A 13220-nucleotide genomic window follows, 5' to 3' on the forward strand; every position below is an offset into this window, starting at 1 on the left:
GCCTGATGCGACGCTTGACGCGTCTTATCAGGCCTACAAACCCGTTGAAATTGCTGGTTTTGTAGGCCGGAAAAGGCGTTCACGCCGCATCCGGCAACCGTGTCCAACTGCCTGATGCGACGCTGACGCGTCTTATCAGGCCTGCAAGCCCGTTGAAATTGCTGGTTTTGCGCGCCGCATCCGGCATATTAACCTTGACGCCGAATCGGTTGTTCAGAATTCCCACGATGCATCACCCGCTGCAACACTTCCGCTTCCAGCTCCGCTAATCGCACTGATCCTAACCGGCGCGGACGGGGGATATCCACCGTCAAATCCAGACCAATTTTTCCTTCTTCAATTAACAGCACCCGGTCAGCCATCGCCACCGCTTCGCTCACATCATGCGTCACCAACAGTACGGTAAAGCCGTGCTCCTGCCAAAGTGACACAATCAAATCCTGCATCTCCAGTCGCGTTAAAGCGTCCAGCGCACCGAGTGGTTCATCAAGCAACAATAAACCCGGTCGATGGATCAACGCTCTTGCCAGCGCCACTCGCTGTTTCTGCCCGCCTGAAAGTGCGGCAGGCCATTCCCCGGCGCGATTCTCCAGTCCTACCGCAGCCAACGCCCGACGCGCGGCATCGCGCCACTGACCTTTAAGGCCTAACCCAACGTTATCAATCACCGATTTCCATGGCAGCAGACGCGCATCCTGAAACATCATTCGCGTATCATCCTGAATCTCAGCCAGCGGTGTTGTGCCTGCCAGCACATCGCCTGCGGTTGGCGTTTCCAGCCCGGCCAGTAGTCGCAGCAGGGTACTTTTACCGCCGCCGCTGCGGCCCACCACCGCCACAAACTGACCTGCCGGAATATGTAAATCCAGTTGGTTCAGGACGATATTTTCCGCGTAATGTTTGCTTACTGCATTGAGCAACAATGGTGTGCCCTGGTTCAGACGAGCCGTATTCATACCGTGGCCTCCTTCAAATGATAAGCCGGGTTCCAGCGCAGCCAGAGCCGCTCTAACAGTTGCGCACTGACGTCAGCAAGTTTGCCGAGCAGGGCGTAAAGAATAATGGCGACTACCACCACGTCCGTTTGCAAAAACTCCCGCGCATTCATCGCCAGATAACCAATGCCTGAATTGGCAGAAATGGTTTCGGCAACAATCAGCGTCAGCCACATCAGGCCCAACGCAAAACGCACGCCGACCATAATTGAGGGCAGGGCACCAGGCAGGATCACATGGATAAACAGCGGTATGCCGGATAATCCATAGCTACGCGCCATTTCCACCAACCCGCGATCGATATTACGGATGCCATGCCAGGTGTTGATATAAATGGGGAATAGCGTACCGAGCGCCACCAGAAAGATTTTTGCGGATTCATCAATGCCAAACCACAAAATCACCAGCGGGATCAGCGCCAGATGTGGCACGTTGCGCAACATCTGAATTGAGGTATCCAGCAGCCGTTCTCCCCAGCGTGACAGCCCGCTAATCAGTCCCAGAATCAAGCCCAGCGATCCGCCAATTGAAAAGCCAATCAGCGCCCGCCAGGAACTGATCGCCAGATGCTGCCACAATTCGCCGCTGGCGGAGAGCGTCCAGAACGCCATCACCACCCCTTCCGGTGAGGGCAAAATACGCGTCGACAACCAGCCAACCGAGGAGGCCAGTTGCCACACCGCCACGATGCCCACCGGTAAAAACCAGGGGGCAACACGCAATAACCACGTCTTCACTGGCGTTGCCATCATCGTGTTCCTTAGCTTTGCGCGACTTTACGGGGGATAAAATCATTCGCCACCGCTTCGCCTTGCGGATTCAGCGGCTGCGGCTGGGGAATTTCCGGAATGGCGACATCCAGATGTGGGAACAGCAACTCGCCGACCCGATACGCTTCTTCCAGATGCGGGTAGCCCGAAAGCACAAAACTGTCGATGCCAAGCGCGGCGTATTCGTTGATTCGCGCAGCGACCGTCGGACCATCGCCCACCAGCGCCGTCCCGGCACCACCGCGTACTAAGCCAACGCCCGCCCATAAATTGGGGCTGATCTCCAGATTGTCGCGCTTGCCGTTATGTAACGCCGCCATTCGCTGTTGTCCTACGGAATCCGTCCGGGCGAATGCGGCCTGTGCTTTGGCGATGGTCTCATCATCAAGATGGGAGATTAACCGTTCAGCGGCCTGCCACGCTTCGTCGTTGGTTTCGCGAACAATCACATGCAGACGAATACCGAAACGAATTTTGCGTCCATGCGCGGCAGCTTTCGCCCGCACTTGTTCGATTTTCTCTTTAACCAGTTCCGGCGGTTCACCCCAGGTGAGATAAAGATCAACCTGTTCGGCGGCCAGATCCTGGGCGATGTCTGACGATCCGCCAAAGTAAAGCGGGGGGTAGGGCTGTTGAATTGGTGGAAAGAGCAGTTTGGCTCCGTGTACATGAATATGTTTGCCGTTGAAATCCACCGTTTCGCCCAGCAATAAACGTCGCCAGACCTGGGTAAATTCCGCCGATGCTTCGTAACGCTCGCTATGGTCGAGGAATACGCCGTCGCCTGCCAACTCTTGTGGATCGCTGCCTGTGACCAGGTTAAACAACGCGCGTCCGTTAGAGAGACGATCAAGCGTGGCGGCCTGGCGGGCGGCAACGGTAGGTGAGGTTACGCTGGGGCGCAGGGCGACAAGAAACTTCAGCCGCTGCGTCACCGGGATCATCGACGCCGCCACCAGCCACGCATCTTCACACGATCGCCCCGTTGGAATTAGCACGCCGGTATAACCCAGACGATCCGCCGCTTGCGCAATTTGTTGCAGATAACCGTGATCAACCGGGCGTGAACCTTCTTCCGTTCCCAGATAATGCCCGTCACCGTGGGTCGGTAAAAACCAGAACATATTCAGACTCATAATTGTTTTCCTTCCAGTTGCGTGGGCTGCCAGATGCGCTGGCGAATATCGACTTTTTTCGGCACCAGACGGTTTTCATAAAACAGATCTGCCGTTTGCTGCTGTAAGGCTGCAACCTCGGCGTTAACCGGTTTGATGGTGGTGGGAGGACGATGATCCAGATACGAGGCAATTACCGGAGCCGGTAAGCCCATTGTTTTTGCCAGTAAAGCGATGCTTTGCTCGCGCTGGCTGCGGGTTAACGCATCGGCCTCACTAAAGGTTGTGAGCACACCCTGAATAAAAGCGCCGTTTTTTTCTGCATAGGGGCGAGCAGTCAGATAAAACGACCCGGTTTGATTGAGACCCGTGCCGTCTTTCAACACCCGCACGCCGCCCTGTAATAACGCGGCGGAGTAGTAGGGATCCCAGATAGCCCAGGCGTCGACGTTACCTTGCTGAAACGCGGCGCGGGCATCGGCGGGCGTCAGGTAAGTGGGCCGGATATCGGTAAATTTAAGCCCGGCCTGTTGCAGGGCGCGCAGTAAAAGGTTGTGCGAACTGGAACCTTTCTGAAAGGCAACTTTGTGACCTTTAAGATCGGCTACGGTTTTGATCGGACTGTTTTCTGGTACCAGAATCACTTCGGCTTTTGGCTTCGGCGGCTCGACGCCCACGTACACCAAATCAGCCCCGGCGGCCTGAGCAAAGATGGGTGGAATATCCCCCGTACTGCCGAGATCAATACTGCCAACGTTTAACGCTTCCAGCATCTGCGGGCCAGCGGGAAACTCCACCCAGGAGATTTTTGTTTGCGGATAACGTTTTTCCAGCATTTGGTAATTTTTCGCCAGTACCGAACTGATGTTGCTTTTCTGATAGCCAATCCTTAACGCCTCTGGCGAAGACTCTGCGGCAACTGCGAGTGTTGAGACGCTAAGTAATCCCGCCAGCGCCAGTTTAATGATGTTACGCATGGGCATTACCTCGCAGAGAAAGAAGGTCAGGAACCTGAACATCACGGCGGTGCAGCGCCTGCCAGAAGGTTTCCAGCGCGGTATCAAGACGGGTTTGCAGATTTGGCGTGAACTGTGGTTTGTGATGGTAATCAATCACCTGAGAGTCATCGGCAAACACGCCGTGCAGGATCTCCTGGGCTTTCAGCGCACTTAAAACTGGCTTAAGTGCGTAATCGACCGCCAGCAGATGAGCCACCGTGCCGCCCGTCGCCAGCGGTAGCACCACTTTGCCTTGCAAAGCGCGTTCCGGCAGCAGGTCGAGCAGGGTTTTCAGCGCGCCGGAATAGGCGGCTTTATACACAGGTGTGGCGACAATCAGCCCATCGGCCTGTTGTAGCTGTTCGGTGAAGGTCTTGAGTGCCGGACTATCGAAACGGGCATAGAGCAGATCTTCCGGGGCGAAGTTTTGCAGATTCCAGTGATAAACCTCAACATCCAGGCCATTCAGTTTTTCCCGCGCATATTCCAGTAAGGAACTGGAGCGGGAAGGAAAGCGAGGACTACCCGCCAGGGTGATGACACGCATATTCTCTCCTTATAACCAATTGTTCTTGTTTTGTTAATATTGATAACAATTCGGTCAGTCTGACAGAGGGCGTTCGTGAGTCGAAATGATTTATCTGAAGAAGGAAAGCCAAAAAAAGCATAAAAAAGGCGCAACAAGAAAACGTTTGCTATTTATTGCTGCAGGTCAATTCCCTTTTGCTGCGAACTCGCACATAATACGCCCCCGGTTTGCACACCGGGAATCCAGGAGAGTTCATGTACTACCCCTTCGTTCGTAAAGCCCTTTTCCAGCTCGATCCAGAGCGCGCACACGAGTTTACTTTTCAGCAATTACGCCGCATCACCGGAACACCCTTTGAAGCGCTTGTTCGGCAAAATGTTCCAGCGAAGCCGGTTAACTGTATGGGACTGACCTTTAAAAACCCGCTTGGCCTGGCAGCCGGTCTTGATAAAGACGGGGAGTGTATTGATGCCCTTGGTGCAATGGGATTTGGATCGATCGAGATCGGTACTGTCACCCCGCGTCCACAACCAGGAAACGACAAACCGCGTCTTTTTCGCCTGGTAGATGCTGAAGGTTTAATAAACCGTATGGGCTTTAATAACCTCGGCGTTGATAACCTCGTAGAGAACGTTAAAAAAGCCCACTACGACGGTGTTCTGGGAATCAATATCGGCAAAAATAAAGATACGCCGGTTGAGCAAGGCAAAGATGACTATCTGATTTGTATGGAAAAAATCTACGCCTATGCAGGATATATTGCCATCAATATTTCATCACCAAATACCCCGGGATTACGCACTCTGCAATATGGCGAAGCACTGGATGATTTATTAACGGCAATTAAAAATAAACAAAATGATCTGCAAGCGCACCACCATAAATATGTACCAATAGCAGTGAAGATCGCGCCGGATCTTTCTGAAGAAGAGTTGATCCAGGTTGCCGATAGTTTAGTTCGCCATAATATTGATGGCGTCATTGCAACTAATACGACACTCGATCGTTCTTTGGTTCAGGGGATGAAAAATTGTGATCAAACCGGTGGCTTAAGTGGTCGTCCCTTACAATTAAAAAGTACGGAAATTATTCGTCGCTTGTCGCAGGAATTAAACGGCCGCTTACCGATTATTGGTGTTGGTGGTATTGACTCGGTAATTGCTGCTCGCGAGAAGATAGCTGCGGGGGCTTCTTTGGTGCAAATTTATTCCGGTTTTATTTTTAAAGGTCCGCCGCTGATTAAAGAAATCGTTAACCATATCTAATTATTTCTTTCATTTTCTCTTTATAAGATAATCAGGGCTTTATTTTCAGCCCTGGTTGTTTTATATTCATTGCTGTTACTTATTTAGACATTTTGTACTTTTTTGTTGAGGTTATTAAGCGAAGCGACAATGGAATATGTTGCAGTGGATTTATAGGGTAGAGGAGAAGCATATGCGAATTAAACCAGACGATAACTGGCGTTGGTATTATGATGAAGAGCATGATCGAATGATGCTTGATTTAGCCAATGGCATGCTATTTCGCTCACGTTTTGCGCGCAAAATGTTGACACCAGATGCCTTTTCTCCAGCGGGATTCTGCGTTGATGATGCCGCGCTCTATTTCTCGTTTGAAGAAAAATGCCGCGACCTTAACTTATCAAAAGAACAAAAAGCTGAACTGGTGCTTAATGCGCTGGTGGCAGTTCGTTATCTCAAACCGCAAATGCCGAAAAGCTGGCATTTTGTTTCTCATGGTGAAATGTGGTCGCCAGTGCCGGGTGATGCAGCCTGTGTCTGGTTAAGCGATACCAATGAACAAGTCAGCCTGCTGGTTGTTGAATCTGGCGAAAATGCCGCGCTGTGTCTCCTTGCGCAGCCTTGTGTTGTCATCGCTGGTCGCGCCATGCAACTGGGTGACGCCATCAAAATTATGAATGACAGACTGAAACCTCATATGAGTTATGACAGCTTCAGCCTTGAACAGGCCGTTTAACCTTTCAGTTTCAATGCAGTCTTCGGTACACAACTACAGCAAAGAATTGTCCCGTCGTCGCTCATAGCTGATTTTTTCAGCGGGGTGACTTCGCCTTCCAGAAGCTGAACCCGACAACTTCCGCATATGCCCGCGCGGCAAGAATAGGGGATCCGAATCCCTTGATTTTCTAATTGCTCCAACAAAACCTGTTGATTATTACCGCGAAATGCCAGTCCTTGCCAGTCGATATCTACATTTGCATTCATTTGCTGCGTTGTCGGGAGAGTATCGTCTGCGGCTGCCGCGCCGTAGATTTTCGCCGGTGCAGTTGCAAGAATTTCCACTGCATCACCAACACGAACAACGCCACTATTGCGGGCAATTAAATTCTGACCAAAATCGACATCGCCATTATCCTGGGCAGTGCGGAATGATTGCAGCGTTTTTAACGGTTCGCCTGCCGGATGCTTTTGTCCTTTTTCCGGGCTGACAGTGGTGAAAATACAGCGGCTGCAGGGCTTTACCACGTCAAACACCACATCGCCAATGCGAATCACTTTCCAGGTATCTTCTTCCCAGGCTGCCGCGCCGGAAACCACCAGATTGGGGCGAAATTGCTCCATTTTTACACTTGCCGGGCAGCGTTGCTGCACATCACGCAGTGAGGCTTCATTAGCGAGCAGATACGGATAGCCATCAGCAAACGACAAGGGTACAGTGTTATGGCGTTTTACGCGCCGTGTCATCTGCGGTCCTACCCAGCGCAGTTGCACTTCACGGGAGAAAAAGCCGCTTAACCATTTGTTGATCTCATCTGGCGCAATGCGTGCAGTAAAATGGTTACCCCACACTTCGGTTGGCGCGTCCTGCATAGCGAAATCAGCAAAACGGATGTATGCGCTGCTGCCATCTGGCGCGGTGAGATGTAAGCCGTCATGCACGGGCGAAGGGGTAAACCGCACCATCTGCGGAAACTGGCGCGCAGTAATAAATCTACCGTCAGGTTCGGTGACCATGAAGATGCGATCGAAGGCCAGACCGCTGACATCAGCCAGAGCATGCGTCAGACCGATGCCGCGCATCGATTTAACAGGATGAATAAAAAGCCGGGTTAATGTCGTCACGGTGCGGTCCTCAAATGAAAATAAGCCCTCAACTTTATGACATGACGCGCTTATTAGCTATAATGCGCAACAATTTTCTTAGTGCCTATCCCGTTAGGCTATTTTATTTGTCAGTTTAGCCCTGGGCAGTGCTCGAAATCCTCACGTACTGGTGTACGTTCCGGTTTCTCCGTGCTGTCCATGTCCAAACTGACTGCAACAATTACGCCTACTGCGGTAGGCCTTAGAGTAAAAGTGACGATATGAATTCTCTGTTTGCCAGTACGGCCCGTGGGCTGGAAGAGCTGTTAAAAACTGAACTCGAAAACCTGGGGGCCGTTGAATGCCAGGTGGTTCAGGGTGGGGTCCATTTCAAGGGCGACACGCGGCTTGTTTACCAGAGCCTGATGTGGAGTCGCCTGGCCTCGCGTATTATGTTGCCGCTGGGCGAGTGCAAGGTTTACAGTGACTTAGACCTTTATCTCGGCGTTCAGGCGATCAACTGGACAGAGATGTTTAATCCTGGCGCGACCTTTGCTGTCCACTTCAGCGGTCTGAATGACACCATCCGCAACAGCCAGTACGGCGCGATGAAAGTCAAAGATGCGATCGTTGATGCTTTCACCCGTAAGAATCTGCCGCGTCCGAATGTCGATCGCGATGCGCCGGATATCCGCGTGAACGTCTGGCTAAATAAAGAAACCGCCAGCATCGCTCTCGATTTAAGTGGAGATGGTTTGCATCTGCGCGGCTATCGTGATCGTGCGGGTATTGCGCCGATCAAAGAAACTCTGGCGGCGGCAATTGTGATGCGTTCCGGTTGGCAGCCAGGAACACCGCTGCTTGATCCGATGTGTGGTTCCGGTACGTTGTTGATTGAAGCGGCGATGCTGGCGACCGATCGCGCGCCAGGTTTGCACCGCGGGCGTTGGGGCTTTAGCGGCTGGGCGCAACATGATGAAGCTATCTGGCAAGAAGTAAAAGCGGAAGCGCAAACCCGCGCCCGTAAAGGTCTGGCTGAGTACAACTCTCATTTCTACGGTTCCGACAGCGATGCGCGGGTGATTCAACGTGCGCGCACCAACGCCCGTCTTGCGGGGATTGGCGAACTGATCACTTTTGAAGTGAAAGATGTCGCGCAATTGACCAATCCGCTGCCGAAAGGGCCATACGGTACAGTGTTGAGCAACCCGCCATACGGTGAACGTCTGGACAGCGAACCGGCGCTGATTGCGCTGCATAGCCTGCTGGGCCGAATCATGAAAAACCAGTTCGGCGGCTGGAATCTCTCTTTATTCAGTGCCTCGCCGGATCTGTTAAGTTGCCTGCAGTTGCGTGCAGACAAACAGTACAAAGCGAAAAACGGTCCGTTGGACTGCGTGCAGAAAAATTACCACGTTGCCGAAAGCACTCCAGACAGCAAACCGGCAATGGTGGCAGAAGACTACGCCAACCGCCTGCGTAAGAACCTCAAAAAATTCGAGAAGTGGGCGCGTCAGGAAGGCATTGAATGCTACCGCCTGTACGACGCCGATCTACCGGAATACAACGTTGCCGTTGACCGCTACGCCGATTGGGTGGTGGTGCAGGAGTATGCGCCGCCGAAAACCATTGATGCGCACAAAGCGCGTCAACGTCTGTTCGATATTATCGCGGCGACCATTTCGGTACTCGGGATTGCGCCAAACAAACTGGTGCTGAAAACCCGTGAACGCCAGAAGGGCAAAAATCAGTACCAGAAACTGGGCGAGAAGGGCGAGTTTCTTGAAGTCACCGAATATAACGCTCACCTGTGGGTGAACCTGACGGATTATCTTGATACTGGTTTGTTCCTCGATCACCGTATCGCCCGTCGTATGCTCGGTCAGATGAGCAAAGGCAAAGATTTCCTCAACTTGTTCTCCTATACCGGTAGCGCCACCGTGCACGCGGGATTAGGCGGCGCGCGCAGCACCACTACGGTGGATATGTCGCGTACCTATCTGGAGTGGGCAGAACGAAACCTGCGCCTTAACGGCTTAACCGGTCGTGCGCATCGCCTGATTCAGGCCGATTGCCTGGCGTGGCTGCGTGAGGCAAATGAACAGTTCGATCTGATCTTTATCGATCCGCCAACCTTCTCTAACTCAAAACGAATGGAAGATGCGTTTGATGTTCAGCGCGATCATCTGGCGCTGATGAAAGATTTGAAACGTCTGCTGCGTGCAGGTGGGACGATCATGTTCTCGAACAACAAACGTGGTTTCCGTATGGATCTTGACGGACTGGCAAAACTGGGACTGAAAGCACAAGAAATTACGCAAAAAACGCTCTCCCAGGATTTCGCCCGTAACCGCCAGATCCACAACTGCTGGCTGATTACCGCAGCCTGAAAGGAATAGTAATGTCATTAATCAGTATGCATGGCGCATGGCTGTCGTTCAGCGACGCGCCGCTTCTCGATAACGCAGAACTGCATATCGAAGATAACGAACGTGTTTGTCTGGTGGGCCGTAACGGCGCAGGCAAATCGACGTTAATGAAGATCCTCAACCGTGAACAGGGGCTGGATGACGGTCGCATTATTTACGAGCAAGATTTGATCGTTGCGCGTTTGCAGCAGGATCCACCGCGTAACGTTGAGGGTAGCGTTTATGATTTCGTTGCCGAAGGCATTGAAGAACAAGCGGAATACCTGAAACGCTATCACGATATTTCGCGCCTGGTGATGAACGACCCGAGCGAGAAAAATCTCAACGAACTGGCGAAAGTACAGGAACAGTTGGATCACCACAACCTGTGGCAACTGGAAAACCGCATCAACGAAGTGCTGGCACAGCTGGGATTAGATCCTAACGTCGCGCTGTCGTCGCTTTCCGGCGGCTGGTTGCGTAAAGCCGCATTAGGGCGAGCGCTGGTGAGCAATCCGCGCGTGTTGCTGCTCGATGAACCGACTAACCACCTGGATATTGAAACCATCGACTGGCTGGAAGGTTTCCTGAAAACGTTCAACGGTACGATTATTTTCATCTCCCACGACCGTTCATTTATTCGCAATATGGCGACGCGTATTGTCGATCTCGATCGCGGCAAACTGGTCACCTATCCGGGTAATTACGACCAGTATTTGTTGGAAAAAGAAGAAGCCCTGCGCGTGGAAGAACTACAAAATGCCGAGTTCGATCGCAAACTGGCACAGGAAGAAGTGTGGATCCGTCAGGGGATCAAAGCGCGTCGTACCCGTAATGAAGGCCGCGTGCGTGCGCTGAAAGCAATGCGTCGTGAACGCGGTGAACGTCGCGAGGTAATGGGTACTGCAAAGATGCAGGTAGAAGAGGCCAGTCGCTCCGGTAAGATCGTTTTCGAAATGGAAGACGTTTGCTACCAGGTTGACGGTAAGCAACTGGTGAAAGATTTTTCTGCCCAGGTACTACGTGGCGATAAAATTGCCCTGATTGGCCCGAATGGCTGTGGCAAAACCACGTTGCTGAAACTGATGCTTGGTCAACTTCAGCCGGACAGCGGACGCATTCATGTCGGCACTAAACTGGAAGTCGCCTATTTTGACCAGCACCGCGCGGAACTCGATCCCGACAAAACGGTGATGGATAACCTTGCTGAAGGTAAGCAAGAGGTGATGGTTAACGGTAAACCGCGCCATGTACTGGGTTATTTACAGGACTTCCTGTTCCATCCGAAACGGGCGATGACGCCGGTGCGCGCGCTCTCTGGCGGGGAACGTAACCGTCTGCTTTTGGCGCGTCTGTTCCTGAAACCAAGTAACTTACTGATCCTCGACGAACCGACCAACGATCTCGATGTTGAAACGCTGGAACTGCTTGAAGAGCTGATCGACAGCTACCAGGGTACAGTATTGCTGGTTAGTCACGATCGTCAGTTTGTTGATAACACCGTAACAGAGTGCTGGATCTTCGAAGGTGGCGGCAAAATTGGCCGTTATGTCGGCGGTTATCACGACGCGCGCGGACAGCAAGAACAGTATGTGGCGTTAAAACAGCCTGCGGTGAAAAAAAACGAAGAAGTAGCTGCGCCGAAAGCAGAAACTGTAAAACGCAGCAGTAGCAAACTAAGCTATAAATTGCAGCGCGAATTAGAACAGCTACCGCAACTGCTTGAAGATTTGGAAGCAAAACTGGAAGCCTTACAGGCGCAGGTGGCAGATGCCTCTTTCTTCAGCCAGCCCCATGAGCATACGCAAAAAGTGCTCGCTGATCTGACTGCCGCTGAACAGGAACTGGAGCAGGCTTTTGAACGTTGGGAGTATCTTGAAGCGTTAAAAAATGGTGGCTGATCGCTAATCAGTTAAGTGAAAAGAGAGACTGCTGACAACGGCCAAATTGCCTGATGCGCTACGCTTATCTGGCCTGGGTGGAAACGTCAATTTATTGCGTTTCCACGAGCTCCCTGAGCGGATAATGCGGTAGTTCAGCATCCGACATTAAAAGCGAGTGCTATGTCAGCATTCTGTAAATAGCGCATCATTAAGGAGTACCAATGTGCGAACATCATCATGCCGCGAAGCACATCCTGTGCTCGCAGTGTGACATGCTGGTGGTTTTACCCCACCTTGAGCATGGTCAGAAGGCGGCATGTCCTCGGTGTGGCACAACGTTAACCGTTGCGTGGGATGCCCCTCGACAGCGTCCTACCGCTTATGCGTTGGCTGCACTGTTCATGCTGCTGCTGTCCAACCTGTTCCCTTTTGTCAATATGAACGTTGCAGGGGTAACCAGTGAGATTACGTTGCTGGAAATCCCGGGCGTACTGTTTTCCGAGGACTATGCCAGCCTCGGTACTTTTTTCCTGTTGTTTGTGCAACTGGTCCCCGCGTTTTGCCTGATCACTATTTTACTGTTGGTTAATCGCGCGGAAATACCTGTTCGTTTAAAAGAACAACTGGGGCGGGTACTTTTTCAGCTCAAAACCTGGGGAATGGCTGAGATTTTCCTTGCCGGTGTGTTGGTCAGTTTTGTCAAACTGATGGCTTACGGCAGCATTGGCGTGGGCAGTAGTTTCATTCCCTGGTGTTTATTTTGTGTGCTGCAATTACGCGCCTTTCAGTGCGTTGATCGCCGCTGGTTATGGGATGATATTGCCCCGATGCCAGAGCTTCACCAGACGCTGAAACCGGGCATAACGGGAATACGCCAGGGGCTGCGCTCTTGCTCATGCTGTACGGCAATTCTTCCTGCCGATGATCCAGTGTGTCCGCGCTGTGGCACCAAAGGATATGTTCGACGCAAAAACAGTCTGCAATGGACGCTGGCACTGCTTTTTACGTCGATCATGTTATATCTCCCGGCGAACATCTTACCCATTATGGTGACCGATTTTTTAGGCTCTAAGATGCCGTCGACCATTCTCGCCGGGGTTATCTTATTATGGAGCGAAGGCTCTTATCCGGTTGCCGCCGTCATCTTTTTAGCCAGTATCATGGTGCCAACTTTAAAGATGATCGCCATAGCCTGGCTGTGCTGGGATGCGAAAGGGCACGGCAAGCGTGATAGTGAAAGAATGCATTTGATTTACGAAGTTGTTGAGTTTGTAGGCCGCTGGTCAATGATTGACGTTTTCGTGATAGCGGTGCTCTCGGCGCTGGTGCGTATGGGAGGCTTAATGAGTATTTATCCGGCAATGGGTGCATTAATGTTTGCTTTAGTCGTCATTATGACAATGTTTTCTGCGATGACGTTTGATCCACGTTTGTCGTGGGATCGTCAACCTGAACCAGAGCATGAGGAGTCCTGA

The 13220-nt window shown here is 51.9% G+C and carries 11 protein-coding genes; 5 read left to right on the forward strand and 6 right to left on the reverse strand.

What is annotated here, in order from left to right; genetic code table 11:
* Positions 1-188: 188 nt before the first annotated feature.
* From ssuB to ssuE, 5 genes are read right to left on the reverse strand one after another with little or no spacing between them, the layout of a single operon-like run.
* A complete protein-coding gene (ssuB, locus tag FEK47_RS07935) occupies positions 189-956 on the reverse strand; it encodes an aliphatic sulfonates ABC transporter ATP-binding protein (protein WP_135486368.1) in 768 nt (255 codons plus the stop codon).
* The gene (ssuC, locus tag FEK47_RS07940) at positions 953-1744 is read right to left on the reverse strand and encodes an aliphatic sulfonate ABC transporter permease SsuC (RefSeq protein ID WP_135486416.1); all 792 of its coding nucleotides are present in this window, start codon (positions 1742-1744) and stop codon (positions 953-955) included. The genes ssuB and ssuC overlap by 4 nt, the downstream gene beginning before the upstream one ends.
* Positions 1745-1755: 11 nt before the next feature.
* Positions 1756-2901: an FMNH2-dependent alkanesulfonate monooxygenase gene (ssuD, locus tag FEK47_RS07945; protein WP_135486367.1), complete on the reverse strand. Its 1146-nt coding sequence runs from the start codon at positions 2899-2901 to the stop codon at positions 1756-1758.
* The gene (gene ssuA, locus FEK47_RS07950) at positions 2898-3857 is read right to left on the reverse strand and encodes an aliphatic sulfonate ABC transporter substrate-binding protein SsuA (RefSeq protein ID WP_135486366.1); all 960 of its coding nucleotides are present in this window, start codon (positions 3855-3857) and stop codon (positions 2898-2900) included. Before ssuA ends, ssuD begins: the two co-directional genes overlap by 4 nt.
* Complete coding sequence (gene ssuE / locus FEK47_RS07955; RefSeq protein ID WP_001263932.1) at positions 3850-4425, reverse strand: NADPH-dependent FMN reductase; 576 nt, start codon at positions 4423-4425, stop codon at positions 3850-3852. Before ssuE ends, ssuA begins: the two co-directional genes overlap by 8 nt.
* Before the next feature lie 236 nt (positions 4426-4661).
* Between ssuE and pyrD the strand changes: the two genes are divergently transcribed.
* Both pyrD and zapC read left to right on the forward strand, forming a co-directional pair.
* Positions 4662-5672: a quinone-dependent dihydroorotate dehydrogenase gene (pyrD, locus tag FEK47_RS07965; RefSeq protein WP_130205367.1), complete on the forward strand. Its 1011-nt coding sequence runs from the start codon at positions 4662-4664 to the stop codon at positions 5670-5672.
* A 172-nt stretch (positions 5673-5844) separates the two neighbouring features.
* Positions 5845-6387, forward strand: a complete 543-nt coding sequence (gene zapC, locus FEK47_RS07970) for a cell division protein ZapC (RefSeq protein ID WP_064528385.1) — start codon at positions 5845-5847, stop codon at positions 6385-6387.
* Here zapC and ycbX read toward each other — a convergent pair.
* Positions 6384-7493, reverse strand: coding sequence for a 6-N-hydroxylaminopurine resistance protein YcbX (gene ycbX, locus FEK47_RS07975; protein WP_138183158.1), 1110 nt, complete (start codon positions 7491-7493; stop codon positions 6384-6386). The two genes, zapC and ycbX, sit on opposite strands and share 4 nt — an antisense overlap.
* A gap of 242 nt (positions 7494-7735) precedes the next feature.
* Between ycbX and rlmKL the strand changes: the two genes are divergently transcribed.
* From rlmKL to pqiA, 3 genes are all read left to right on the forward strand, one after another.
* Positions 7736-9844 carry a bifunctional 23S rRNA (guanine(2069)-N(7))-methyltransferase RlmK/23S rRNA (guanine(2445)-N(2))-methyltransferase RlmL gene (gene rlmKL, locus FEK47_RS07980; RefSeq protein WP_064528388.1) on the forward strand — a complete coding sequence of 703 codons (2109 nt, stop codon included), beginning with the start codon at positions 7736-7738 and terminating at the stop codon, positions 9842-9844.
* An 11-nt stretch (positions 9845-9855) separates the two neighbouring features.
* Complete coding sequence (locus FEK47_RS07985; RefSeq protein WP_130222102.1) at positions 9856-11763, forward strand: ABC transporter ATP-binding protein; 1908 nt, start codon at positions 9856-9858, stop codon at positions 11761-11763.
* 203 nt (positions 11764-11966) lie between these two features.
* Positions 11967-13220: a membrane integrity-associated transporter subunit PqiA gene (pqiA, locus tag FEK47_RS07990; protein WP_130222101.1), complete on the forward strand. Its 1254-nt coding sequence runs from the start codon at positions 11967-11969 to the stop codon at positions 13218-13220.

The organism is Escherichia sp. E3659 (genome assembly GCF_005781135.1).
Classification (GTDB): domain Bacteria; phylum Pseudomonadota; class Gammaproteobacteria; order Enterobacterales; family Enterobacteriaceae; genus Escherichia.